The sequence below is a fragment of the Deinococcus planocerae genome, from assembly GCF_002869765.1.
Taxonomy (GTDB): domain Bacteria; phylum Deinococcota; class Deinococci; order Deinococcales; family Deinococcaceae; genus Deinococcus; species Deinococcus planocerae.
The window spans coordinates 1-24,346 of record NZ_PNOR01000001.1; the positions used below are offsets into that span (position 1 = coordinate 1).

Annotated in this window: 22 protein-coding genes; 16 read left to right on the top strand and 6 right to left on the bottom strand. The window is 71.5% G+C overall.

Features of this window, described 5'->3' with window-relative positions; translation table 11 throughout:
• The first annotated feature begins 196 nt into the window (after positions 1-196).
• The 14 genes from A7B18_RS00005 (at position 197) to A7B18_RS00070 (ending at position 16,969) form a co-directional block, all read left to right on the top strand.
• Positions 197-1,381 carry a VLRF1 family aeRF1-type release factor gene (locus tag A7B18_RS00005; protein ID WP_102124624.1) on the top strand — a complete coding sequence of 395 codons (1,185 nt, stop codon included), beginning with the start codon at positions 197-199 and terminating at the stop codon, positions 1,379-1,381.
• A gap of 10 nt (positions 1,382-1,391) precedes the next feature.
• Complete coding sequence (locus A7B18_RS00010) at positions 1,392-1,808, top strand: universal stress protein (RefSeq protein ID WP_102124625.1); 417 nt, start codon at positions 1,392-1,394, stop codon at positions 1,806-1,808.
• A gap of 446 nt (positions 1,809-2,254) precedes the next feature.
• Positions 2,255-2,644, top strand: a complete 390-nt coding sequence (locus tag A7B18_RS21685; protein ID WP_180969927.1) for a response regulator — start codon at positions 2,255-2,257, stop codon at positions 2,642-2,644.
• Positions 2,645-2,696: 52 nt separating this feature from the next.
• Positions 2,697-5,387 (top strand): cation-translocating P-type ATPase, encoded by a 2,691-nt coding sequence (locus tag A7B18_RS00020; protein ID WP_102124627.1) that lies wholly within the window; start codon positions 2,697-2,699, stop codon positions 5,385-5,387.
• Positions 5,384-6,754 (top strand): ferredoxin reductase family protein, encoded by a 1,371-nt coding sequence (locus A7B18_RS00025; RefSeq protein ID WP_102124628.1) that lies wholly within the window; start codon positions 5,384-5,386, stop codon positions 6,752-6,754. Before A7B18_RS00020 ends, A7B18_RS00025 begins: the two co-directional genes overlap by 4 nt.
• Before the next feature lie 109 nt (positions 6,755-6,863).
• Complete coding sequence (locus A7B18_RS00030) at positions 6,864-7,739, top strand: universal stress protein (RefSeq protein WP_102124629.1); 876 nt, start codon at positions 6,864-6,866, stop codon at positions 7,737-7,739.
• Between the two features lie 113 nt (positions 7,740-7,852).
• Positions 7,853-9,487: an L-lactate permease gene (locus A7B18_RS00035; protein WP_102124630.1), complete on the top strand. Its 1,635-nt coding sequence runs from the start codon at positions 7,853-7,855 to the stop codon at positions 9,485-9,487.
• Complete coding sequence (locus tag A7B18_RS00040; RefSeq protein ID WP_102124631.1) at positions 9,484-9,681, top strand: hypothetical protein; 198 nt, start codon at positions 9,484-9,486, stop codon at positions 9,679-9,681. The genes A7B18_RS00035 and A7B18_RS00040 overlap by 4 nt, the downstream gene beginning before the upstream one ends.
• A complete protein-coding gene (gene ggt, locus A7B18_RS00045; RefSeq protein ID WP_102124632.1) occupies positions 9,678-11,327 on the top strand; it encodes a gamma-glutamyltransferase in 1,650 nt (549 codons plus the stop codon). The genes A7B18_RS00040 and ggt overlap by 4 nt, the downstream gene beginning before the upstream one ends.
• Positions 11,328-11,338: 11 nt before the next feature.
• Positions 11,339-12,160, top strand: a complete 822-nt coding sequence (locus A7B18_RS00050; protein WP_102124633.1) for a cysteine hydrolase family protein — start codon at positions 11,339-11,341, stop codon at positions 12,158-12,160.
• The gene (locus A7B18_RS00055; protein ID WP_102124634.1) at positions 12,157-13,077 is read left to right on the top strand and encodes a universal stress protein; all 921 of its coding nucleotides are present in this window, start codon (positions 12,157-12,159) and stop codon (positions 13,075-13,077) included. The genes A7B18_RS00050 and A7B18_RS00055 overlap by 4 nt, the downstream gene beginning before the upstream one ends.
• A gap of 176 nt (positions 13,078-13,253) precedes the next feature.
• Positions 13,254-14,144: a universal stress protein gene (locus A7B18_RS00060; protein ID WP_102124635.1), complete on the top strand. Its 891-nt coding sequence runs from the start codon at positions 13,254-13,256 to the stop codon at positions 14,142-14,144.
• Positions 14,141-14,962: an alpha/beta fold hydrolase gene (locus A7B18_RS00065; protein ID WP_146009388.1), complete on the top strand. Its 822-nt coding sequence runs from the start codon at positions 14,141-14,143 to the stop codon at positions 14,960-14,962. The genes A7B18_RS00060 and A7B18_RS00065 overlap by 4 nt, the downstream gene beginning before the upstream one ends.
• 222 nt (positions 14,963-15,184) lie before the next feature.
• Positions 15,185-16,969, top strand: coding sequence for a glycoside hydrolase family 15 protein (locus A7B18_RS00070; protein ID WP_102124637.1), 1,785 nt, complete (start codon positions 15,185-15,187; stop codon positions 16,967-16,969).
• Positions 16,970-17,007: 38 nt separating this feature from the next.
• On the opposite strand, the gene mgtE is transcribed toward A7B18_RS00070, so the two are convergent.
• The gene (gene mgtE, locus A7B18_RS00075) at positions 17,008-18,351 is read right to left on the bottom strand and encodes a magnesium transporter (protein ID WP_102124638.1); all 1,344 of its coding nucleotides are present in this window, start codon (positions 18,349-18,351) and stop codon (positions 17,008-17,010) included.
• A 110-nt stretch (positions 18,352-18,461) separates the two neighbouring features.
• Between mgtE and A7B18_RS00080 the strand changes: the two genes are divergently transcribed.
• Together A7B18_RS00080 and A7B18_RS00085 are read left to right on the top strand one after the other, a co-directional pair.
• Positions 18,462-19,013 (top strand): phosphatase domain-containing protein, encoded by a 552-nt coding sequence (locus tag A7B18_RS00080; protein WP_180969928.1) that lies wholly within the window; start codon positions 18,462-18,464, stop codon positions 19,011-19,013.
• A 154-nt stretch (positions 19,014-19,167) separates the two neighbouring features.
• Positions 19,168-20,265: an AOC03_06830 family ribosome hibernation factor gene (locus A7B18_RS00085; RefSeq protein ID WP_102124640.1), complete on the top strand. Its 1,098-nt coding sequence runs from the start codon at positions 19,168-19,170 to the stop codon at positions 20,263-20,265.
• Here the strand turns inward: A7B18_RS00085 and A7B18_RS00090 are convergent.
• The 5 genes from A7B18_RS00090 to A7B18_RS00100 all read right to left on the bottom strand — a co-directional run bounded on the left by A7B18_RS00090 (position 20,259) and on the right by A7B18_RS00100 (position 24,220).
• Positions 20,259-21,410, bottom strand: coding sequence for an AI-2E family transporter (locus A7B18_RS00090; RefSeq protein WP_180969929.1), 1,152 nt, complete (start codon positions 21,408-21,410; stop codon positions 20,259-20,261). The genes A7B18_RS00085 and A7B18_RS00090 overlap by 7 nt on opposite strands.
• The gene (locus A7B18_RS21125) at positions 21,403-21,711 is read right to left on the bottom strand and encodes a hypothetical protein (RefSeq protein WP_146009389.1); all 309 of its coding nucleotides are present in this window, start codon (positions 21,709-21,711) and stop codon (positions 21,403-21,405) included. The genes A7B18_RS00090 and A7B18_RS21125 overlap by 8 nt, the downstream gene beginning before the upstream one ends.
• On the bottom strand, positions 21,648-22,361 hold the full coding sequence (locus tag A7B18_RS23005; protein WP_102124642.1) for a DUF2254 family protein: 714 nt from the start codon (positions 22,359-22,361) through the stop codon (positions 21,648-21,650). Before A7B18_RS23005 ends, A7B18_RS21125 begins: the two co-directional genes overlap by 64 nt.
• Positions 22,291-22,491: a DUF2254 family protein gene (locus A7B18_RS23010; RefSeq protein ID WP_146009390.1), complete on the bottom strand. Its 201-nt coding sequence runs from the start codon at positions 22,489-22,491 to the stop codon at positions 22,291-22,293. The genes A7B18_RS23005 and A7B18_RS23010 overlap by 71 nt, the downstream gene beginning before the upstream one ends.
• Positions 22,492-22,699: 208 nt before the next feature.
• The gene (locus A7B18_RS00100; protein ID WP_180969931.1) at positions 22,700-24,220 is read right to left on the bottom strand and encodes a glycoside hydrolase family 68 protein; all 1,521 of its coding nucleotides are present in this window, start codon (positions 24,218-24,220) and stop codon (positions 22,700-22,702) included.
• Between the last annotated feature and the right edge of the window lie 126 nt (positions 24,221-24,346).

The following is a 24,346-nucleotide window of genomic DNA, read 5'->3' on the forward strand; positions in this document are numbered from 1 at the left end:
GCCCGCAACACCGGGCTGGGCTGGCTGCTCGCCTCGGGGTTGACCCTGCTGTTCTCGCTGCTCGGTGCCCGTGGCGCCGCCACCCACCGCGCCATCGCCGCCCTCCCCGTCGACAACAACCTCCGCTGACACCGACCTGGGCCGGAAACACGGCTCCGGCCAGGTCGCTCCCACACCCATTCACCAAGGAGAACCTATGATCACGGAACACGACCTCGCCCGCATCCGCGCCCTGCCCGGGGACCAGTCCGTCCTCATGGCGGTGGTTCACGTCCATCCCGCCGATCAGGACAACCACGGCGGCGCCCTCACCACCCGGGTCAAGAGTGCCCTGAGCGACCTCGGGGTGCCTCCCACCCTGGCCGGGCGGCTCCTCGACGACGTGGCCCGCGCCCGCGAGTCGCGCGGCAAGAGCGCCGTGTACGTCCTGGGCGAGGAGGTGGAGGAACGCTTCGACGTGCAGCTCGACCTGCCCGAGCGCTTCCACTTCGGGCGCCCCCTGCCGACCCTGGTCGAGAATGCCGCCCACGCCCTGCCCCGGGTCGGGGTCCTGGCCGTGGACCGCGACTGGGCGCGGCTGTTCGTCTTCGAGCAGGGCGAGCTGACCGAGCTGCGCCGCGAGCGCCATACAGAGCTGGACAACGTGGACCGCGACGACCTCACCGCGTCCACCTCCACGGTCCCCGGAGCCCAGGGGGCGGCCCGCGCCCAGGACGGCAGCGGGTTCAGCGCGCAGGGCACCGGCCCGCGCAGCGACAGCGGGGTCGAGTTCTTCCAGCGGCACCTCGACGCCCTGCAACAGCGGTTTTACAACCAGACGGCCCAGGACCTGTCCAAGGAACTGGGGGACCGCGACCTGGGGCATCTGATCCTCGTCGGGCCGGTGGCGCGTCTCGCGGAGTTCCGGGCCGAGATTCCGGCCACGGCCTCCTACGAGGTGATCGGGGAGACGAACGTGGAGGTCGGCACCGGCAGCGCCCCGGACCAGATGCTTCTCGACCGCCTGCCGCCGCTGGTCGAGGAGTTCGATCAGGCTCAGGAGACCCGGCTGATGGAGCAGCTTCAGGAGGGGGGTGTCATGGAGATGGAGCGGGTGCTGGAGATGGTGCAGCAGGGTCGGCTGTACCTGCTCGCCATCCCGGAGGACGGGTCGCAGCTTCACATCTACCGCAGCCACAACCCCGAGGTGCCGTACTTCACGGCCCGCAAGGACGTGACGGAAAGCCCGCTCGACGGTTCTCCGATGGAGCGCGTGACCCTGGAGGAAGTGCTTCCCCAGTTCCAGGCCCTCTCCGGGCTGGAGGTGCGGCGGGTCCCCGGCGAGCACGCGGAAAAGCTCGTCCGCGAGTACGGCGGCCTCGCCGGGCTGGCCCGGTACTGAGGAGGACCCCATGATCAAGTGTGTCCTCGTGCCCACCGACTTCTCCGACCGTGCCGGGCGCGCCGCCGCGTGGGCCCGCGAAACCTTTCCGGACGCCGAGGTGCGGCTCCTGCACGTCGTCGATCCCCTGACCCTGCACGCCCCGTCCGCCGTCGCGCCGGGTGGGGGGTACGCCCTGAGCGGAGATGGGCTGGACCTCCAGCGCGACTTCGAGGTCGAGGTGCGGGAACGCCTGAGGCGCCTCGGTGGCGGCGAACTCGTGGTGGGTCAGCCCGTGGACGAAATTCTGCGGTACGTGCAGGCAGGTCCCTTCGACCTGCTCGTCATTGGCGCCACCGGGCACGGCGACCCGGAGGGCTCGGGCCTGGGCGGGACCGCCGAACGCCTGACGCGGGAATCTCCGGTGCCGGTCGTCGTCGTGCACTGAGCCCGATTCGGCAGGGGGCGCGGTCCTCACCGGCGAAGCACCCTCCTGCCCGACCCATCAGCCGCGAGTCATTTCACTCGCGACGGCTGAAAAGACGGCGGACAGAGGATGCGCGCGTTGCGAACCGTTTGTCATTCTCCGACCGCTGACTGGAAGGAACGGCCATGCAAGATCTTTTTCCACCTCCGCACCTCACCGACGTGACAGGTCTGAGCGTGCAAGCTCTCCCCCCCCTCATTCGTGATCGGCGACCTTCCGGCAGACGCCGCCGAGGTGCGGCGCGGGCCACGCCGGGGGCGCCGGGCACGAGGGACACTGAATTCGGCTCCTTCCCCTGCGACCCGCTGGCCGTCACCGCGCATGACGGGCCACCTCTCCCTTCCGCCTCCCGGGGTGCCCGAACGGACGGTGTGGGGCCCAGTGGCCTCCACAAATCCATCCTGCTGGTGGACGACCAGCCTCTCGACGTGGAACTCGCCCTGCTGGCCCTCTCACAGCGGGACCTCGAGGAGTGTGTGGTCGTCGCGGAAGACGGTCTGGAGGCCATGAACTACCTGCGGCGGGCGGGATCGGCCTGGCCGCGCGTGGTCTTGCTCGACTTGAATATGCCGGGCCTGGGCGGCGACCGGGTGCTGGAGGAGATCCGGGGCAACCCGTCCTGGCAGGACATCCGGGTCGTCATCCTGACGACGAGCAGCGAGGAACGCGACCGGCGTGCGTGCGTGCGTGCGGACCGTTTCCTCGTCAAGCCGCTTACGCACCTGCTTTTCCTGGGGCTGGTGGACGAGCTGATCAATGACGGGCTGCTGCCGCGCCCGGGCGGGGCCTGCTCGTGACGGGCCCCGGCCCCCGGCGCCTCACGTGGGGTCCCCGGACATGACGCGGCCGATGAGCCCGGTCGCCCCCCGAAGCTCCCCCAGGCCCCCTCCCTGGCACGCGGCAGCATCGGAAGACGTGTTCGCGCGTCTGGAAACCGCCCCGGAGGGCCTGGGCGACGCCGAGGCCGCCCGGCGTCTGGAACGCTACGGGCGCAACGCCCTGCCCGCGCGCGAGCCGCCGAGCGTGTGGCGCATCCTGCTGCGCCAGCTTCTTAATCCCCTGATCTATATCCTGATCGCGGCGGCCCTGCTCGCGCTCGCCACCGGGGACCTCACCGACGCCGCGTTCGTCCTCATCGTGATCGGGATCAACGCGGGCCTGGGCACCTATCAGGAATACGGCGCCGAGCGCAACGCCGCCGCCCTGCAAAACCTCGTGCGGGTCCGGGCCCGCGTGCTGCGCGGCGGGCGCGAGCGCGACCTCGACGGCGAGGACCTCGTGCCGGGCGACGTGGTGCGACTGGAAAGCGGCGACCGGGTGCCCGCCGACCTGCGCCTCGTGGGGGTACGCGAACTCGCCGTGGACGAGGCGACCCTCACGGGCGAGTCCGAGGCGGTGCGCAAACACGCGGGGGCACTGGAACCCGACCTGCCCCTTGGGGACCGGCTCAACCTCGCCTTCGCGGGCACGGCGGTGCAGAGCGGGCGCGCAACCGGGGTCGTCGTGGAGACGGGGCTCCGGACCGAACTCGGGCGGATCGCCGAGCACGTCTCGGGCGGGGCAGAGACCAAGCCGCCCCTGCTGGTGCGGATCGACCGATTCGCCCACCAGATCAGCGTGGTCGTCCTCGCGGCGGCGGCGCTCCTGGTCGCCATCGCCGTCGCGCAGGGCACGCCCTTCGCGGAGGTGTTCTACCTCGCGGTGGCCCTCGCCGTGAGCGCGATTCCCGAGGGCCTCCCGGTGGCCCTGACGGTCGTGCTCTCGGTCGCCACGACGCGGATGCTGCGCCGCCAGGTCATCGTCCGGCGCCTCACCGCCGTCGAGAGCCTGGGCAGCAGCACCGTGATCGCCTCCGACAAGACGGGGACACTGACCGTCAACCGGCAGACCGCGCAGACGGTCGTGCTGCCCACGGGCGCCCGCTACACCACGCGCGGCGACGGCGACCTCGGCGCGGAAGACCCCCGGCTGCGGCGGGTGGCCCGCGCCTTCGTGCTTGCCAACGAGGGCCGCCTGGAGCAGGTGGACGGCGAGACCCAGCGCGGTGGGGACGCGGTGGACGTGGCCTTGCTGGAGCTGGGGCGCCACCTCGGCGTGCCCCCGGAGCTGCGCGGGCAAGTCGAGCCCCTGGGCGACATTCCCTACGAGTCCGAGCGCGGGTACGCGGCCACCTTCTACCAGGATGAGCAGGGCCGGGCGCGGGTGGCGGTCAAGGGTGGGGCGGGCCGGGTGCTGCCCTTTTGCGACCGGGCGCTGGGGCAGAAGGGGGAGGACAGGGCCGACGTGGACGCCCTCACCCGGCTGGAGGAGGGCCTGGCGGGCGAGGGCTACCGGGTGCTGGCGATGGCGGACGGGGAAATGCCGGACACGGACGGTCCCTTTGACGAGGCGCACCTTCCCCCACTGTGCCTGCTGGGCTTCGTGGGCCTCATCGACCCGCTGCGGCCCTCCTCGGTGGAGGCGGTTCGCACCGCACGACGGGCCGGGATGCGCGTGGCGATGGTGACTGGGGACCACCCCGCCACCGCCCTTGCCATCGCGCGGGAGGCGGGCATCGCGGACGAGGGGGAACGCCCGGTCACAGGCCGGGACCTGGCAACGCTTGGTGACGCAGAACTGCGGGAGGCCGTGGGGGGCACGAACGTCTTCGCCCGGGTCGAGCCGCTGCAAAAGCTGCGGATCGTGGAGGCCCTCGCCGCGAACGGGCAGTACGTGACCGTGACGGGGGACGGGGTGAACGACGCTCCGGCCCTCAAGCGCGCGCATGTCGGCGTGGCGATGGGGTCGGGCACCGACGTGGCGAAGGAGGCGTCGGACCTGATCGTCACCGACGACAACTTCGCCTCCATCGTGGCGGGGGTCGAGGAGGGGCGCACCGCCTACGCGAACGTCCGCAAGGTCGTGTACTTCCTGGTCTCCAGCGGCGTGGCCGAGGTGCTGCTGTTTCTCACGGCGGTGGCGCTGGGCTTTCCCATTCCGCTGACCGCCGTGCAGATCCTGTGGCTGAACATCGTCACGAACGGCTTCCAGCACATCGGTCTCTCGCTGGAGCCCGGCGAGCGCGGGCAGATGACGCGTCCCCCGCGCCGCCCGGGCGAGGGCATCTTCGACCGCCTGATGGTCTCGCAACTCCTGCTCTCGGGGATGGTGATGGCCGCGCTGGTGTTCGTCACCTTCACGCTGACGTTGCAGGCGGGCGCGAGCGAGTTCGCCGCGCGCAACGTGGCCCTCTTGCTGATGGTGCTGCTCCAGAACTTCCACGCCCTCAACGCCCGCTCGGAAACGGAAAGCACCTTCCGCCTGCCTTTCGCGCGCAGCCGGGTGCTGCTCCTCGCCATCGTGGGCGCGCAGCTCGTGCACCTCGCCGCCACCCAGATCCCTCTGATGCAGCGGGTGTTGGGCCTGGAGCCCGTGCCCTTTGCCCAGTGGCTGCCACTCCTGCTCCTCGCCGCCCTCGTCGTCGTGGCGATGGAGATTTTCAAGTGGTTCTGGCGGCGTGGTGAACGTGGCCGTGCCGCCCCCCAAGGAGACCCCGCATGAGTCAGAGTCAGTTGCCCCGCCGGGCCCAGCCTGCTCGCCAGGGCCCCCTCAGCCGCACCACCATCGGCGTGCTGTGGACGGTGCTGTACGCCCTGATCGCCCTGTCGCCGCTGCTCACCATCCTGATCGGGCCTGAGCCCGTGGGCCGCGACTTCTGGACCGAGTTCAGCGTGGCGCTGGGCTTTGTCGGGATGAGCGTGATGTGCCTGCAATTTCTGATCACCGCCCGCTTCCGGCGCATCACCGCGCCCTACGGCATCGACATGCTGCTTCAGTTCCACCGCCAGATTTCCTTCGTGGCCTTCGCCCTCGTGCTGGCCCACCCCCTGATCCTGTTCGTGACCCGGCCCGAGACGCTGGCCCTGCTCAATCCGGTGGAGGCGCCGTGGCGGGCTCGCTTCGCGGTGCTCTCGGTCCTCGCTCTGGTCGCCCTGGTCGTGACGAGCGTGTGGCGGGTCAACCTCAAGCTCGGGTACGAGACGTGGCGGATCGTGCACGGCCTGCTCTCGGTGCTGGTGATCGGGCTCGCGCTCGCGCACATGGTGGGGGTGGGCCACTACCTCGGCACCCCCTGGAAGGCGGCGCTGTGGACCGCGATGGGGGTGGGCGTGGCGCTGCTGGTGCTGTACGTGCGGGTGCTCAAGCCTTTCCTCCTGCGTACCCGCCCCTACCGGGTCAGCGGCGTGCGCGAGGAACGCGGCGACAGCTACACCCTCAGCCTGACCCCCGAGGGGCACCGCGGGCTGCGCTTCCGCCCCGGGCAGTTCGCCTGGATTCGGGTGGGAGAATCGCCCCTGAGCGTGCGCGAGAACCCCTTCTCCTTCTCCGGCTCCGCCGAGGAGCGCGGGGAGGTCCACTTCACCATCAAGGCCCTCGGGGACTTCACCCGCACGGTGAAGGATGTGCCGGTCGGCACCCGCGCCTACGTGGACGGGCCCTACGGGGTCTTCACGCCGGACTACCTGCACCGCGACCAGGGCTTCGTCCTCATCGCGGGCGGGGTGGGCATCACGCCCATGATCAGCATCCTGCGGACCCTGGCCGACCGGGGGGACGAGCGCCCGGTGTTGCTGCTCTACGCGAGCAAAGCCTGGGACGGGGTGACCTTCCGGGAGGAACTGGACAAACTCCAGTCCCGGCTGAACCTGCGGGTGGTGCACGTCCTGAACGAGGCGCCGGAGGGCTGGACCGGGGAGACGGGCTTCGTGAACCGGGACCTCCTCGAAAAGTATCTCCCCGACGACCGCCGCACCCGCGAGTACTTCCTGTGCGGGCCGCCGCCCATGATGGACGCCGTCACCGAAGTCCTCTCCGACCTCGGCGTGCCCCTGACCCACGTTCACGCCGAGCAGTTCAACCTCGTGTAGGGAGGTCCCATGCGTTACCTGAACATGATCCGCGCCGTGATCGCCATGACGGTCCTTTTTACCCTCGCGTCCGCGCTCTTCGGGCTGCTGCGCGCGGGGGTCCTGTGAGGTGAGCGTCTCGATCCGGCGCGTGCTCGTCATGATGGACTTCTCCCCGGCGGCGCGGCACGCGCACCGCTTCGTGCGGCGGCAGTTTCCGGAGGCGCAGCTCGACCTCCTCCACGTCGTGCCGGTCGGCGCGCTCGCGGAGGCGCCTCCCCGCCCCCCGGCCTACCTGGGCCGCCGCACCGTCACACAGGCAGCGCTCGAACACGAGCGGGTCCGGAAAGCCGCCGCTCACCTCGGGATCCTCGGCGGCGGCCTCCTCGCGGAGGGGAATCCAGCAGAGGTCGCCCTCACGTACGCAGAAAGCGGCACGTACGACCTTCTCGCCCTGGGCACGGCGGCCAGGGGTCGGCTCGGACGCCTGATGTTCGGCTCGGTCGCGGGGCGGGTCGTGCGCGACTCCCCGGTGCCGGTCCTGACCGCGCGCGGGAACGGCCTGCGCCTGCGACGGGTGAGGCGGGTGCTCGTTCCGACTGACTTCTCCCCGCACGCGGCGCGGGCCCTGGAGCTTGTCCGGACGGCGTGGCCGAGCGCCGATGTGCGGCTGCTGCACGCCGTGGACATCGCGTCCCCGGAAATGCTCGCGCCCGGGCCGTCTGCCGCCGCCGGCCTCGGCCCCCTGGGAGAGAGTGAACGGGCCTGGCGGGAGGAAGCGCAGGGCCGCCTCCGGGAACTCGGCGACGGCGAGGTCGTGACTGGGCCGCCCACGCCCTGCATCCTCACGGTGCTGGAGGCCGGGAGCTTCGATCTCGTCGCCCTGGGGACGGCGGGACGGCGCGGCGTGGAGGGCCTGCTTTTCGGTTCCGTCGCGCGCGGGGTGGTGCGCGAGTCGCCTGTCCCGGTGCTGACGGTGCGCGTGCCCGGGGGGGGTTCGGGGTGAAGGGGAGTCCGTCGCTTCCGCGGGCCTCGCCTGGCCCGGAGCCCGCACCCCCCTTCCCAGACGCGGGCGACCGGCCCGAGCCGCTGCTCTGCTGCCTCTGAAAGGAGTCTCCCGTGGACAACCCCCAACTTCCCGTTGACCTGTGGCGCTGGCTGCTCGCGCTCGTCCCTATCGCCGTGCTGCTGCTGCTCCTCGTCTTCGCCCGCTGGAAGGCCGCCGAGGCCGGACCGATCGGCATGTTCGTGGCGGCGCTGATCGCCCTGCTCGCCTTTCAGACGCCGCTCTCCACGCTCGCCGTCGCGGGCGGCAAGGGCGTGTGGGACGCCATCTTCATCCTGTATGTGATCTGGCCCGCCCTGCTGCTGTACCTGGTGTCCAAGCGGGCGGGCGCGTTCGACGCTCTGCGGCAGAGCATCTCGGCCTTTTCCAGAAACGAACTCTTCCTGGTGCTGGCCTTCGGCTGGATCTTCGCGTCCTTTCTCCAGGGCATCGCGGGCTTCGGGGCGCCCATCGCGGTCGTAGCACCCCTGCTCCTCGCGCTGGGCGTGAGGCCGGTGTACGCGGTCGCCATCCCCCTGATCGGGCACGCCTGGGCGAACATGTTCGGCACGCTGGGGGTGAGCTGGCTCGCCACGGGGCGGGTGGTGGACCTCCAGAACCCGGACGCCACCGCCTTCCAGACCGCCCTGCTGCTGTGGATTCCCAACCTGCTCGCGGGCTTCCTGATCGCCTGGCTGTACGGGAAGGGCCCCGCCGTGCGGCACGCCTGGCCGCTCGTCTTGATCGTGAGCCTGATTCAGGGCGGCGGGCAGCTCGCGCTGTCGCAGTGGAACCCGGTGCTGGCGAACTTCATCCCCGCCACGCTCGCCGTCGTGGCCCTGTACCCCCTGTCGCGCTGGAAACGCTACGCGGAGGAGCCCCAGGGAATCGAGGACCGCCCCGCCATGAGCGGCGACCGCGGAGGGCGGGAGGAGCGCGAGCCCCTGATGGGCCTGGGCATGGCCCTCGTGCCGTACATCGTGCTCACCGTCCTGACGGTCGTGGCGCTGGTGATCCCGGCGGTCGAGGCATTCCTGTCGCGGCTGGAGGTCGGCCTGCCCTTTCCGGAGGCAGGGACGGGCCTCGGCGTGACCAACGAGGCGCAGCGGCCCTACTCGCCCTTCGCGCCATTCACCCATCCCGGCACCTTCTTGCTGATCTCGTCCCTGGTCGCGTGGCTGGTCTACCGGGCGCGCGGCTACTACGCGGCGTGGGCGCGGCGCGAGCGGCAGCCGGGCTTCTGGGCGGAGATGCAGGACAACGCCGTGCCCGCCTCGCTGAGCGTCGTGACCTTCCTCGTGGCGAGCCAGATTCTGGCGCACTCCGGCCAGACGCAGGTGCTCGCGCTCGGCATCTCGGAGGTCGCCCCCGCCGCCGTGTACGCCGCGCTCGCGGCGGTAATCGGCATCCTCGGGGCCTTCATGACGTCGAGCAACACCGCCTCGAACATCCTGTTCGCCCCCCTGCACGACACGGTGGCCGCGTCGGAGCCCGGCCTCACCCAGTCCAGCGTGATCGCCGCGCAGAGCGTGGGGGGAGCCACCGGCAACGCCATCGCCCCGGCCAACATCGTGCTGGGTACGGGCACCACCGGCGCGAACGGCAAGGAGGGCGAGGTGCTGCGCAAGACGCTGCCCTTCACCGGCCTCGTCGCGCTGCTCGCGGGCGCCGCCGCCGTCTTCCTGCGCACCCAGGGGGGTGAGGAATGAACCGCACGACCATTCTGCTGCTCGCGCTGCTGCTCCTGCTGCTCGCGTACCCCGCCGCCAGCCTCGGCACTGAGGGCGGCACTCCCTGGCTGACCGGGGCGGCCCTCGCGCTGCTCGCCCTGGGTGGGGTGATTCCGCCGCTCCTGCGCTTCACCGCGCGGGACGACCAAGACGAACAGAAGGAGGACGCATGACTTCCCCGAACGGACCCCGCACCGGGCGCCCCCCCACCCTGGCGAACCGCGGCGTGGTCGCCACCTCCCACCACCTCGCCAGCGCCGCCGGGCTGCGCGCCCTGACGCGCGGCGGCAGCGCCGCGGACGCCGCCATCGCCGCGAACGCCGTGCTGTGCGTCGTCTACCCGCATATGGCGGGGCTCGGCGGGGACGGGTTCTGGCTGATCCACGACCCCCGGCGCGGCGGCGTGCAGGCCCTCAACGCCAGCGGCCCCGCCGCCCGGCTCGCCACCCGCGACTATTACCGCGAGCGCGGGCACCACGACCAGATTCCCGCGCGCGGCCCCCTCGCGGCCCTCACCGTGCCGGGCGCCGTGGACGGCTGGCGGCAGGTCCACGAACGGCACGGGCAGCTCGAATGGCGCGACCTGTTCGGGGACGCCATCCACCTCGCCCGGGAAGGCGCTCCCGTGGGGCGCTCCCTCGCCGACTGGCTGGTGCAGGACCGCGAGTTGCTGCGTGAGCACCGCCGGGCCGGAGAGATCTTCCTCCCGATCGGGCAACCCGCGCGCTCCGGCGAGCGTCTGGTGCAGCCGGACCTCGCCCGGAGCCTGGACCTCCTCGCGTCGGGCGGCGCGGAGGCGTTCTACCGGGGCGAACTCGCCGAGCGCCTCTGTGCCGGGCTGGAGGACTCCCCGCTGCGCCCGGGGGACCTCGCGCAGTTTCAGGCCGAGTGGGTCGAGCCCATCTCCACCACTTACCGGGGCAAGACGGTGTACCAGTTGCCCCCCAACACCCAGGGCTTCGCGGCCCTGCAACTGTTGAACCTGATCGAGGGCTACGACGTGCGGGCCTGGGGCGACGGGACTGCCGACTACTACCACTTCATGGCGGAGGCGGTCAAAGTTGCCTTCGCCGACCGCGACACGTGGCTCAGCGACCCGAACTTCGTGGACATCCCGCTGGAAAAGCTCCTGTCCAGGACCTACGCCGACGAGCGCCGGGCCCTGATCCGTCCCGACCGCGCCCTGGAGATGTCGCAGGTGGAAAGTGGGCACGCCTATCCGCACCCGGCGCCGCGCCGCTCGCCGGAGGGGGACACCTGTTACCTCTGCGCGGTGGACTCTTCGGGGCTGGCCGTCTCGCTGATCCAGTCGGTCTACCACGACTTCGGCAGCCTGGTGGTGGGGGAGGGCACCGGCATCCTGCTGCAAAACCGGGGCTCGTTCTTCTCGCTGGACGACCACCACCCCAACCGACTGGAGCCGGGCAAGCGGACCTTCCACACCCTGATTCCCGCGATGCTCTTTGACGGCGAGACCTTCGAGCTGGCCTTCGGGACGATGGGCGGGGAGGGGCAACCGCAGACGCAGGCGGCGATGCTCACCCGGATGCTCGACTTCGGGTACGACGTGCAGCAGGCCATCGAGGCGCCGAGGTGGCTGATGGGCCGCACCTGGGGCACCGCCAACCAGGACCTCTCCTTGGAGGGCCGCATCTCCGACGGGGTGGCGCGCGAACTCCTGCGGCGCGGGCAGCCGGTGAACGTCCTGACCGACTGGAACGACAACATGGGCCATGCCCAAGCGATCCGCCGCTCCCCGCACGGCTTTCTGGAGGGCGGCGCCGACCCGCGCGGCGACGGAGCCGCGCTGGGGTACTGAGGAGAGACGAGATGAGCAAGCAGAGATTCCGTGAAATCTACGCCCCGACCGAGGACGGCGGGGTGCAGTTCGCCGCCAGCGCCGACCGCTGGCACCTCTATGAGGACTACGTGCATCTGGCGCCGCACCACAGAGAAGGCGAGTTGCTGAGATTCGAGGCCAACCTGATGCCCTTCGTAGACAACCCCGACCGCCAGGCCCTGGTCATCATCGACATGCAGAACGACTTCTGCTCGCCGGGCGGCTGGACCGACGCCTCGGGGCTGGACTACCGGCGCTGCCGACAGGCCATTCCCGGCGTGATCCGCGCTCTGGAGGTCGCCCGGCAGCGCGAGATGTGGGTGATCTGGGTGTACTGGCACAACCGCCCGGACCTGCGCAATCTCGGCGCGCCCACCCTCTACTCCTTCAAGCACAGCCTGGAGCAGCGCGGCATCGGGCAGGAGCTGGAACGCGGCCCCGTGCTGACGGCGGACTCGTGGGGCGCGCGGATGGTAGACGAGCTGCTGCCCCTGATGCGCGAGGACGACATCCACGTCGAGAAAGTCCGCATGAACGGCTTTTTCGGCACGCATCTGGATCAGGTGCTGCGGACCCAGGGGATCGAGACGCTCTTCTTCGCGGGGGTCAACATCGACCAGTGCGTGACTTCCACGATGGAAGAGGCGTATTTCCGCGACTACAACGCGGTGCTGCTCGAAGACGCCTGCGCGACCTCCAGCCCCGACTACTGCTACGACGCGGTGGTCTTCAACGCGCGCAACTGCTGGGGCTTCTCGATGACGACCGAACAGCTCGCGGGCGCGCGGCCCTTCCGGGGAGGTGAAACTTGACCCGGGTCCTGGTGCTGATGGACTTCTCCGCCGCCGCGCTGGGCGCCTTGCGGGTGGCGCGGACCGCCTTTCCGGAGGCCGCGCCCACCGTGCTGCACGTGGTGCCCACGCTGCCGGTGGGCCGCCCGCCCGGGACACCTGCCGCGCCGGACCCGGACGCCGACCCCGAGTGGTACGTGCCGGAGGACGAACAGCTCGCGGCGCTGGGGGGCGGCGAGATTGCGGTGGGGCAGCCCGCCGGAGAGGCCCTGGGGCGGGCGTGGGCGCGCCAGTGCGATGTGATCGCGCTGGGCACTGCCGGGCGGCGCGGCCTCTCGCGGCTGCTGCTGGGGTCGGTCGCCGAACAGGTGATCCGCGAGTCGCCCGTGCCGGTGCTCAGCGTCCATTCCCCCGACGCGCAGGACCACCTGCCGCTGCCGGTGGCCTCGCGGCGGCGCTGGCTGCGGGCCCTGCACGACCTCGCGCAGGAGGAACCCCTGGCCGCCCCCCGCGTGCTGGTGTTGATGGACTTCTCGGATAGTGCCCGGCAGGCCCTCGATTTCGTGCGGACGCACCTGCCGGGGGCGCAGGTCGAGCTGCTGCACGTGGTCGATGCCGCCTCCCCCACGGTTCCTTTCGCGCTGACCGGTGCTCAGGACCCTCCGCTGCGCGGTGTGGACAGCGAGCTTTTGGCCGAGCGCAACGCCCTGTGGGAGCGCGAGGCCCGCGCCCGGCTGGCCGAGTTGGGCGGCGGCGAGGTGGTGCGCGGCGAGCCTGCCCGGACCGCGCTGGACCGGGCCGCGAGCGGCGAGTACGACCTGTTGGCTGTCGGCACCTCGGGCAAGGCGCCGATCTCGCGCCTGATGTTGGGCTCGGTGGCGCTTCGAATCGTCCGCGAGTCGCCCATCCCGGTGCTCACGGCCCGGTCCACCGGGTGAAGCGCCTCACCCCTCATTCTCCCTGGAGGACCCATGATCACCTCTCAAGACCTTGACCGTATCCAGAGGTGGCCCGCCGACGAACCCCCCCGGCTCGCAGGGACCGACGTCGACCGGGGCGCGACCCCCAGCCCCGGCGCGGTGGTCCTTTCCCGACTCCTCCCGGGGGGTGCGGCGTGACCCGGGTCCTCGTGCTGATGGACTTCTCCCCGGCGGCACTTGCCGCCTTGGGGGCCGCCCGCGACACATTCCCGGACGCCACACCGACCGTGCTGCATGTGGTGGCCCCGGACACGGACCCCCATCCCGGAGGGTACGCGCGGGAGCACGGGCAGCTCGGGGCGCTCGGCGGCGGCGTGGTCGCGGTGGGTCGGCCCGCCGAGGAGGCGCTGAGGCGCGCGGGAACGGGCGAGTACGACCTGATCGTGATGGGGACCGCCGGGCGGCGGGGGGTGGGACGGCTGCTGCTGGGGTCGGTCGCCGAGCGACTGCTCCGGGAGTCACCCGTGCCGGTGTTCAGCGTGCGTTCGCCGGAAGGCGCCGACCACCGGCCCCTGGGCGACGGGACGTGGCCGCACGCCGCGCGGGCGGTGCGGGAGGGGGAGCGCCCATCCCTGCGCCGCGTGCTCGTCCTGATGGACTTCTCCCCGAGCGCACACCGGGCCCTGAGCTTCGTCCGCGCCCACCTGCCCGGCACGGAGGTGAAGCTGCTGCACGTGGTCGAGCCGTCCGCACTCGACGCGCCCTTTCCGCTGCCGACCCTGAGTGACCCCCCCCTGCGCGGCGCGAGCGCCCGCCTGCTCGCCGAGCGCAACAGCGTGTGGGAGCGGGAGGCGCGGCGGCGCCTGGACGAACTGGGCGGCGGCGAGGTCGTGGGCGGCAACCCGGCCCAGGTCGCGTTGGACCGCGCGGCGGGGGGCGGGTACGATCTCGTGGCCGTCGGCACCGCCGGGCGCGGCGGGCTCTCGCGGCTGGTCGTCGGGTCGGTCGCGCTGCGGCTCGTGCGCGAGTCCCCGGTCCCGGTGCTGACGGCCCGGGACGTGACGCCCACCGGAGCGGTGCCGTGACCTGTCCGAGACGGCCCAGGGCGTTCGCGCGGCCCGGGAACGAAGGCGCCTGGGCCGCACGGAACCCCGCCCGGTCCGTGTGGACGGAGGTGGGCGGCATCCGCACTCACGCGCTCGTGATGGGCGCGGGGCCACCCCTCGTTCTGGTGCCCGGGCTGGCCTGCGCGCATTTCTATTTTCACGAACTCCAGACCCGTCTGGCCGGGCACTTCCAGGTGTGGGCCTACGACCCGCCCGGGCACGGGTACTCGCGGGCGCCTGCGGGCACCTTCCTGACGCTGGAGAGTCTCGCCGACCACCTCGCGGCGTGGTTGCGGGCGAACGGCCTCCGCGGTGTGCCCCTGCTCGGACACTCGCTCGGCGGGGACGTGCTGCTGCACCTCGCGGCACGCTGGCCTGGAGGCGCGGGCTGCCTGGTGCTGTGCGCGCCGGGTTCCCGGCCCGGAACTCCGGGCGCCCCCGGCCAACTCCTGCGGCTCGTGGCGGAGGGACGTCAGGTGCGCGCCCGCTTCCTCGTTCGCCTGGCGCGGTCGTACCTCCACGCGGGACCGCGCCGGGCGTGGGGCCTGTTGACCCATCTGCGCCAGGCCGACCCGCGCGAGGTGGCTCCCCGGGTGCGCGCGTCCGTCATGATTCTGGAGGGGACGGCAGATGACATCGTCCGCTCGCGGGCCCTGAGGGTGATGCAAGACCACCTGCCCCGCGCCCGCCTCGTGCGGGTGCCGGGGGCCACGCACGCCCTGATCGACGGGCAGGCGGGGAACGTCGCCCGTCTCGTCCGGGCGTTCGTCCGTCAGACCGCCGCTTCCCGGCGCTGAAGTCTTGGAGGTTGACATGTTCCCCACGCTGATCTGCTCGGCGCCGTCCCAGTTCGGCCCTCTCGCGGGGTGGCCGGTTCCCCCCCTCCCCGCGCTGTGGAGGGCCGGACGGAACCCGTCTGGTCCGGTCTCAACTCGGCGCCTTCATTTGAGAATGCCTTTTTTGCCCTCTGCTCGCTCCTCGCGCCGGACGTGGGCGCGCGTGGGCCCGGGACGCCGGGCATGACGGCGCTGCCCCTCGAACACTACGGCGTCATCGGCGACCTGCACACCGCCGCGCTGGTGGGTGCGGACGGCTCGCTGGACTGGCTGTGCTTTCCGCACTTCGACTCGCCCTCGGTCTTCGCGGCCATCCTCGGCCCGGGGGTGGGCGGGCACTTCCGGCTGCGCCCGGAAGCAGAGCTGCCCTCCCGGCAGATGTACCTGCCGGACAGCAACGTGCTGGTGACCCGCTTTCAGGGGGCAGGAGGCTGGGCGGAGGTCACCGACTTCATGCCGCTGCCGGGGCCGGGGCCGCACAGCCCGGCGGTCGTCCGGCGGGTGCGGGTGCTGGGCGGGGAGGTCGCGTGGCATGCCGAGTGCCGCCCGGCCTTCGACTACGCCCGCGCCGCGCACGAGGCCCTGCCGGAGGGGGAGGCCGTGGTCTTCCGCTCCCCCGCCCTGTCGCTGCGGCTGAGCGCGAGCGTGCCGCTAGGGGTGCAGGGCGGCGCGGCCTGCGCCCGCTTCACCCTGCGGGCGGGCGAGGAGGCGCACTTCGTGCTTCAGGATGCGGGAGCACCTGCCCTGAGCGACCTGGGGGAGCTGGAACGAGGGACGCTGCGCTTCTGGCGCGGCTGGCTCGCGCAGTGCACCTACCAGGGTCGCTGGCGCGAGACGGTCCACCGCTCGGCGCTGACCCTCAAGCTGCTGACCTTTCTGCCGACCGGGGCCATCGTGGCCGCGCCCACGACCTCGCTGCCCGAGTGGATCGGGGGTGGGCGCAACTGGGACTACCGCTACACCTGGCTGCGCGACGCGGCCTTCACGGTGTACGCCCTGATGCGGCTGGGCTTTCACGCCGAGGCGAACGCTTTTGTCACCTTTATCGAGGAGCGCTCGCGCGAGACGAGTCCGGACGGCAGCCTGCGGGTGATGTACCGCGTAGGCGGCGGCACCGACATCCCAGAAGAGGAGCTGGGGCACCTGCCGGGCTACCGGGACTCCCGGCCCGTGCGGGTAGGGAACGCGGCCTACACGCAGTTCCAGCTCGACGTGTACGGCGAACTGCTCGACGCGATCTACCTGCACAACAAGCACGGCGAGCCGGTCTCGCAGGACGTGTGGGTGACGGTCACCCGGATGCTCGACTGGCTGCTGGACCACTGGCAGGATGACGACGACGGCATCTGGGAGGTGCGCGGCGGGCAGCGGCCTTTCGTGCTGTCCAAGGTGATGTGCTGGGTGGCCTTTGACCGGGGACTCAGGATCGCCGCCCAGCGCGGCTTGCCTGCCCCGGTGGAACGCTGGCGGGCCGCGCGGGACGCGGTCTACCAGGAGGTGATGGAGCGGGGTCCCGTGGGGGAGGGCGGGGCCTTTGCCCAGTTCTACGGCGCGGACGAACTCGACGGGGCCAACCTGCTGCTCCCGCTGGTCAAGTTCGTGGGACCACGCGACCCCCGGATGCTCGCCACCCTGGACCGCACGCTGGAGAGCCTCGCGGTGGGGCCGCTGGTGTACCGCTACCGCCCCGAGCACGCCGCCAGCGACGGCGTGGGGGGCGAAGAGGGGGCCTTCTTGCCGTGCTCCTTCTGGCTGGCCGAGGGGCTGGCCCGCGCCGGACGGCTCGAGGAGGCCCGCACGCTGTTCGAGGGGGCACTGACCTTCGCCACGCCGCTGGGCCTGCTCTCCGAGGAGGTCGGTCCCGAGGGGCAGGCGCTGGGCAACTTCCCGCAGGCGCTCTCGCACCTCGCGCTGATCTCCGCCGCCGTCCACCTCGACCGGGCGCTGGGTGCGGGGACCCCGGGCTGATCCCGCGCGCCGGAGGGGAAGGGGGCGGGCGGGTGCCCTCAGCGCCCCAGCAGCCAGGTGGCGACGCCGAAATACACCAGCACCCCGCTGATGTCCGCCAGCGACGTGACCAGCGGGCCGCTCGCGGTGGCGGGGTCGAGCCTCAGCCGCTGGAGCAGGAAGGGGAGGCTCAGCCCGATCACGCTGCCCAGGATCACCACGGCGACCATCGTGAGGGCCGCGATCAGGGCGACCTCGGGGCCGCCGCGCCCCAGCCCCACCGCCCAGACGGCCAGGCCCATGGTGGCCCCCAGCAGCGCCGAGATGCCGACCTCGCGCAGCAGCAAGCGGCCCCAGTCCGCCGCCGTCACGTCCCCGGTCGCCAGGGCGCGCACCATCAGGGTGGAGGCCTGCGACCCCGCGTTGCCGCTCGACCCGATCAACAGCGGCAGAAAAAAGACCAGCGCCACCACCTCGGTGATCACGTCCTCGTAGCGGGCGATCACCGCGCCCGACAGCAGGTTCACGAACACCAGGACGACCAGCCAGCCGATGCGGCGGCGGTACAGGTCCAGGGGCCGGGTGGCCCCCACCCCGCCGGGCAGCGGCGTCACGGCCCCCGCAAGCTGGAAGTCCTCGGTGGTCTCGGCACGGGCCACGTCCAGCACGTCATCAAAGGTCACGGCGCCCAGCAGCACCCCGCCTGCGTCCACGACGGGCAGGGCCGGGAGGCCGTGGCGCTCCATCACCCGCACGGCCTCCTCGCGGTCGTCCCCCGCCCGCAGGGCCACGAAGCGCCCGTCCATGATCTCCGCGACCCGCGCCCCCGGCTGCGCGAGCACGAAGCGGGTGAGGCTCAGGGCGTCGAGCAGCTTCCAGGCCCCGTCCACGACGTAGAGGTCCCCCAGGGCCGCCTCCTCGACCCCTGGCCCGCGCTCACGGACGTGCGCCAGGGCCTGCGCCACCGTCCATTCGGGACGCACCGCCAGGTAATGCGGGGTCATCAGGCGGCCCACGCTCTGCGGCGGGTAGCCCAGCAGCTGCCGCGCCTCGGCGAGGTCCTCCGGGGACAGCAGGTTGAGCAGCCGCTGGGTGACCCGCCCCGGCAGCTCCTCGAAGAGGTGGGTGCGGTCGTCGGGTTCAAGGTCCGCGAGCAGCCGCCGCGTCTCCTCGGCGGTGAGGTCACGCACCAGGGCGTCGCGCCCCGGGGACGGCAGCGCCGCGAAGGTGTCGGCGGCGAATTCCGGCGGCAGCAGCCGGAACAGGACTGCCCGCTCGGCAGCGGAGGCGGCCAGCAGCAGGTCCGCCACCTCGGGGGGGGAGGAGCGCAGCAGCTCGGCGAGGACGGCCTCCGCCCCGCGTTCACGCAGCGCGCTCAGCAGGGGTCCCCGGAGGCTGGGCATCCCCGAGAGGCTACCCGAAAGCCTTTCGGGGCAGGGCGAGGCAGGTAGGCCAGCGGGCGTGGCCCCTCCTCTCCTGCTGGCCGCCGAACGCGCCGGGCTGGGCCTCAAACGTGCCGCGTCCCGCCTGCTCCAGCGGGGTCCCGGCGGGGCCGCTCGGCGGACACGGCGACCACAAGCTCGCCCGCATCGAGACGTTGCTGAGCACCTACCCGGAGCTGAACTTCCTGCTGATCGGCGACAGTGGCGAGGAGGACCCCGAGCTGTACGCCCGCGTGGTGCGTGACCACCCCGGGCGGGTGCTGGCCGTCTACATCCGCGACGTGGTGCATACGCCCGGGGTCGACGCCCGGGTGTGCGACCTGCGGCGGGACCTGGAGCGGGCCGGGGTGCCGCTGGTCCTGTCGCCGGACAGCACCAGGCTGGCAAAGACGCCCTGGCCGCCGGGTGGCTCTCGCCTGCGGGTTTCCGGGCCGTGCCCGGGCAGGGAGACCGCTGAGGCTCCCTCCCTACGTGCTCCTTGCGGCCTTCAGCCTCTCCTCATCCAGACAGGAGAACGCGGGCACCGGGGGGATGGCCTCGCCCGTGCCCGGCGCGCCGAACCTGAGCGGGGGGGGAGGTTCAGCGGCCTTCAGGGAGCGTTGGGGGTCGGGCGTTTTCCTTGACCCCCACCCGCCCAGGGGCTACGGTCGGAACGACAACCGCGGTGGCCCGGTCCCCATAGACCGATCTGGAGGAGCCTGTCTGACCTGGGCTCCTCCTTTTTCGTGCCGCCCCGTGACACTCCTTCGTTCCCGACCCACTGCCAGGAGGCCGACCATGCTCACTCTGAACACCGTCAAGCAGTTGCAGGCCATGACCTCACGCCCCAGCGTGACCCTCACGCTGCCGACCCACCGCACCTCGCCCGACAACCAAAAGGACCCCATCCGACTCAAGAACCTGATGACCGAAGCGGTGGGCCGCCTGGAGGGTGAATTCGGCAAGCGTGAGACGCAGGCTCTCGTGGCGCGGATGCAGGACCTGGCCGTGGGCATCGACCACGAGCACAACCTCGACGGGCTGGTCCTGTTTGCCAGCGAGGGCTACGCGGGCGTGTTCAAGGTGCCCTACCGCCTGCCCGAGCGAGTCGCCATCGACGACAACTTCCTGACCCGCGACCTGGTCTTCGCCATGAACCGCACCCCGCTGTACTGGGTACTGCTGCTGAGCGAGGACCCCACCCGCCTGTACCTGGGTCGCAAGACTGACCTCAGCGAGGTGCGCGCGTACGGCTTCCCGATAGTTCACACCGGCCCCGGCGGCAAGACTGCGCTTCAGACGGAGGAAGGGGCCAACAACCCCAGCCGCGAACGGGACCGGGCGCTGGCCGCCTTTATGCGCGATGTGGACGCCGGGCTGGGAGAGGTCGTGAAGGCCGCCCCCTTCCCGGTCGCCCTGGTGGGCGTGAGCCGCAATCTCGCGCCGCTGAACGAGGTCGGCAAGAACCTCGCGCAGGTCGTCGCGCAGGTCGAGGGTGGTCACACCTACCTGAGCGAGCACGAGCTGGGTCAACTCGTCTGGCCGCAGGTTCGTGAGGCGCTGCGTGAACGCCGCCGGAGCATCTTCGGGGACATTGAACGGGCGGTGGGCCAGAACCGCTTCGTGACTGGTCTCAACGAATGCTGGCAGGCCGCGCAGGACGGCCGGGTGGAGACGATGGTGGTCGAGGAGGACCTGCACCATCCTGCGGAGGTCAGCGCGGACGGCCGCTCGCTCACCCTGCTGGAGACGGGCGCGGAGCCGGGCGAGCGGGCCTACGCCGACGCCGTGGACCAGATGATCGAACTCGTGATGGCCCGGGGCGGCCGGGTGGTCTTCGTGGAAGACGGCGAACTCGCCGCGCACAGCGGACTGGTGATGCTCACCCGCTACTGAGGGTCGGCGGGTCGGGACCCAACCTCGGCCCTGGCGTCTCCCGGTGCCTCCCCATCGACCAGGGCCTGCACATCCTCCTCGGGCACGGGTGGGCGCCCCCGCAGGAAAAACGCCTCGTACACGGCCTTGATGACAATCAGGAACGGCACGGTCAGAAAGGCGCCCACCAGCCCGAACACGCTGCCAAAGAGCAGCACGCCGACCGTCACCGACAGCGGGTGCATCTTGGCCGCCCCGCCCAGCAGGAAGGGGGCCAGCACGTAGCTCTCGATCTGCTGCACGACCAGCGAGAACAGGGCCACGTACAGGGCCCTTTGCGGGTCGTCCACCAGCGTAAAGACGATGGGCGGGATGATCGCCACGACCGGCCCGATGTTGGGCACGAGTTCTCCAAGGGCCGCCAGTACCCCGAACAGCAGCCAGTTCTCCACGCCGAGCAGGTACAGGCCGCCCGCCATCACGGTGCCCATGATCAGCATGATGAGCAGGGTGGCGCGGCCCCAGGCACCCATCTGGGTGAGCATCTGGGCCGTGGCCTGGCGCGCGGGGGCGCGCTGGGAGGCAGGAAGGGCCCCCAGCAGTCCCCGCAGGAGCGGTACGGGGTTCGCCAGGACAAACAGCAGCATGATCAGGGTGACCACCCCAGTCACGACACCGCTCAGCAGCGTTCCGGTGAGGCTCAGCAGGGTGCCTGCCGCTCCCGAGACCCACCCGGCGGCCCGCTGCCCCAGGACGGCGAGGGTGTCCTCGCGGGTGATGAATTCCAGGTTGGGGTAGCGTTCGGTCCAGCGCTCCAGCCTTCGTTCGAGTTGCGTCAGGTCGGTGGGGAGCTCCTGAAACAAGGTGGCGGCCTGGGCCACCAGGGGGGGCACGGCCAGCCAGCCCAGCCCCCCCAGGCCCGCCAGGCCCAGCACCACCGTGAGCGCGGCGGCGGGGCCGCGTGGTACACCTCGGCGCTCGAAGAAGCGCACCGCCGGATTCAAGGCCGCTGCCAGCAGCACGGCGAGCGTAACGGCGAGCAGTGGGGCCAGGACCTGCCGGAAAAACGAGAGGACCAGCAGCAGGGCCAGGACCGTCAGGGCGGCGGGCAGCAAGTTGACCACCTGCACGCGGGGGCGTTGAGGCCGGGGGGGCGGTTCAGTCACGGCGCAGGGTCTCTCCGGCAGGTCGAATGGGGGGCGAGGGGGAAAACCTGTGGTCAATCGCGTGATCCGGGCCCCTGGGGCACAGCAGTGGCCGCCTGCCGACTCGGCGATGCACCATCACCGTGCCTGGCATCAGGGTGATGAAGGTGGTGGGCATCGCCGGGGCGCCGTTCCCCTGCCAACGCAGGGGCATCACCACGATGCCCACGGAGGCACCGACGGCGAGTTCGCGCAGGCTCACTTCCCCCACGAACAGCGCCCACACCGCTGCGAGCAGCACGTTGAATGCCAGGTCTTGCATCCGGAGTCCCCTCTTGTGAAGCCACGCGCCGCGCACCGGTCCAGGGCTGTGAGGGCAGGTCTCGGGAGGTCCCCGTACCGGTAGGTCCGGAACGTCATGCGGTCGCCTGCGGGGAGCACGGACCGGACCTGGCGTCGGTGGGCCACCCCCCGGGTGTTCGCTCCAGGAAACCGAGGACAACAGCCTCGCACTCCTGTGGCCGGTCCGGAGTCAGCATATGCCCCACTTGGGCAAGCACCATGAGCCTCTCCTGGGGCCACAGGCGCGCGAACCTCCAGCCCTGCCCGTGGGGCCCAGCGATTTCGCTGACTTCCAGCAGCATGATCGCCGGGTGCTCGGCCCCGTTCTGGCAGAGTGGCGTCGATGAGCCCGACGTCATCCGTGAGCTGGTGCACGGCGAACTCCACCTCCTGCCGGGCGGCGCGCTGGGGGCCGACGATGAGGGCGCGGCACGGGTCTCCCAGGACGCGAGGTGAGATCCTGGCTAGGGGCGCGCCGGGGAAGACGAAGTCGCCCGGGCGCACCGACAGGCGGGTGATGCCGTCGTGGCGCACGGTGAGGCTCGCCAAAGCCCCCGGGTCAAGGGCCGGCAGGTAGCCGCCCCGCCGCGCCCGGACGACCTCGTTCGCGCCGCCGGGTTGCTCTGGCAGGTCTGGATCGAGCGCTGCTCACAGCGACATGCACAATGAAGGTGCCCAGGGCGACCAATTGGCTCCGGTGCCGCATGAAGTGCTGGAGCAACCGGGGTCCTCGCTGGCTGCTCGTCAGCGAGAGGACCACGGCAGGCCACGCAGGGGGGCGTCGAGACTCACGCGCCCGTCCACGTTCACGACCTCCTCAGCCAGCGCGGCAGCGGCCAGGGTCCCCAACGTCGGGATGAACCAGGAGCGGTCACGAACGCTCTCCGGAGAGGACCAGACGTTGCCTCATTCGGCCTCCCGCCCAAACTGGGTACGCCCGCCGAGCTGCCATTCCTCACGCCTCCGGGTCAGCGCCCAGCCGACGAATCCTCGACGATCTGGCCATAGTCGAGCAGGCCCAAGAGGGTGCTCCGGTCGCCTTGCAGGTCGAGGCGGATGGTGCGCGCCAGCGTTCCGCCGAAGACCCGCAACTGCTCCTCCGGCGGCAGGGTGCCGACCACCCCGATGTCCTGGTCGCCGATCCCGGGCGAGTCGATGAAGCTCGTGACCAGCCCCGACTGCAACGTGTCGTAGGAGTACGCCTGGAACGGCTGGCTCGGCGGATTGTTCAGCACCAGGCCTCCCCCGTTGAGCGGCTGGTAGTCGCCGCGGATGCTGTTTCCCACGAAGCCGTACAGCCCCTCGGCGCCCCGCGCGCGCAGATCCCGAACGGGGGCGAACTTGCCGATGTGGCTGCTGAAAAACAGGTAATACCGCCCGTCCCGGAAGACGTAGTGGGGCCGCTCCAGCTCCTGGTTGACGCAGGTGGCGGTGAGCAGCGGGGCGAGCAGGGTCCACGAGTTCAGGTTCTCGCCGTCGGCGACGGCCAGCCCGACCGCGCCGTTGTACCAGGGCGCCTCCGGGGACAGCTCGCCCAGCCCCGCCCGGAAGCCGGGGTCGCCCAGGTCCTCCGGCCCGCAGCGCTGCTGCGACTGGGTGCCGCCCACGTTGGCGGTGAAGAGCATGTACAGCCGCCCGTCCCCGGGATCGCGAAACACCCAGGGGTCCCGGAAGCCGTAGAGCGGCCCCACGTCCGCCTGCGCGAGCGTCTGGTACCGGGTCCCGTCGGCCCGGACGACCACCCGGTGCTGCCACTCGCCGTCGAAGACCACCCGGCCATCCACCACCCGGGCGGTCGGGCCTGAGGCCGTGACGAGGCGCTGCTCGAACGACACCCCGCTCCCGGGGAACCCGCTGCCGCTCTGGGGCAGGAGCCGTCCCTCCCGCAGGGTGGCCGCGTCGAGGTCGGCGGCGTTCGCGCGGGCCGGGGTGGCTTCGAGCGCAGCCTGGGTCTCGCCCCGGTCTCCGGTGGCGGTGTAGAAGACGTAAACCTGGCCGTCCGCGGTCATCACCGCCGAGCCCGCCCAGTTGCGCGAGCCGATCACCGAGCCGCCCGGGAAGACCAGCCCGCCGGGCCGCCAGCTCTTGCCGTCGGTCGAGTACGAGTAGCGCAGCTCGGCGATGTCGTGACGCTTGCCGGGCAGCACCTCGTCGTCCACGCTCAGGTGGATCATCACGTAATACCCCTGGCCGTTCTCGTCCCAAACCTGCGCCAGAGAGTTGTCCGGGTTGCGGATCGGCCAGGAGTCCCAGACGTGCTGGTCCGGCAGGGTGGTGTTCGCCCCGCGCGGCCAGTTCTCGATGACCGGGATGGTCGTCTGCGGGCTCTTGTCGAGTGGAATCCGCAGCGCCTCCTGAAGGGTCCAGCGGTCGGTGTAGGTCCCGGTGGGACTGGTGTCCCCCGGCGGCGACGTGCCGGGCACCGCGCACCCGGTCAGAAGAAGGGCGAGGGTCACGAGGGGCGTCCGCAACAACGGCGTCTGGCTCATGGGTGCTCCTTCCGATTCCGCTCCCCATCGGCGCTCCTGTGCGGGGGCCGAATCTCCCCCAGGGTATGAGGGAAGTGTGACCGTCAGGACTCTCTTGGGCTGGGGCAGGATTACGGCTCGCCTCAT

Excerpts from the sequence above, each read along its gene's own strand:
- mgtE (WP_102124638.1), bottom strand. The coding sequence starts at position 18,351 with ATGCCCAGCCTCCGGGGACCCCTGCTGAGCGCGCTGCGTGAACGCGGG.
- A7B18_RS00025 (WP_102124628.1), top strand. The coding sequence starts at position 5,384 with ATGAGTCAGAGTCAGTTGCCCCGCCGGGCCCAGCCTGCTCGCCAGGGC.
- A7B18_RS00010 (WP_102124625.1), top strand. The coding sequence starts at position 1,392 with ATGATCAAGTGTGTCCTCGTGCCCACCGACTTCTCCGACCGTGCCGGG.
- A7B18_RS00050 (WP_102124633.1), top strand. The coding sequence starts at position 11,339 with ATGAGCAAGCAGAGATTCCGTGAAATCTACGCCCCGACCGAGGACGGC.
- A7B18_RS00040 (WP_102124631.1), top strand. The coding sequence starts at position 9,484 with ATGAACCGCACGACCATTCTGCTGCTCGCGCTGCTGCTCCTGCTGCTC.
- A7B18_RS00085 (WP_102124640.1), top strand. The coding sequence starts at position 19,168 with ATGCTCACTCTGAACACCGTCAAGCAGTTGCAGGCCATGACCTCACGC.
- A7B18_RS00070 (WP_102124637.1), top strand. The coding sequence starts at position 15,185 with ATGACGGCGCTGCCCCTCGAACACTACGGCGTCATCGGCGACCTGCAC.
- A7B18_RS00020 (WP_102124627.1), top strand. The coding sequence starts at position 2,697 with ATGAGCCCGGTCGCCCCCCGAAGCTCCCCCAGGCCCCCTCCCTGGCAC.
- A7B18_RS00100 (WP_180969931.1), bottom strand. The coding sequence starts at position 24,220 with ATGAGCCAGACGCCGTTGTTGCGGACGCCCCTCGTGACCCTCGCCCTT.
- A7B18_RS00005 (WP_102124624.1), top strand. The coding sequence starts at position 197 with ATGATCACGGAACACGACCTCGCCCGCATCCGCGCCCTGCCCGGGGAC.
- A7B18_RS21125 (WP_146009389.1), bottom strand. The coding sequence starts at position 21,711 with ATGCAAGACCTGGCATTCAACGTGCTGCTCGCAGCGGTGTGGGCGCTG.
- ggt (WP_102124632.1), top strand. The coding sequence starts at position 9,678 with ATGACTTCCCCGAACGGACCCCGCACCGGGCGCCCCCCCACCCTGGCG.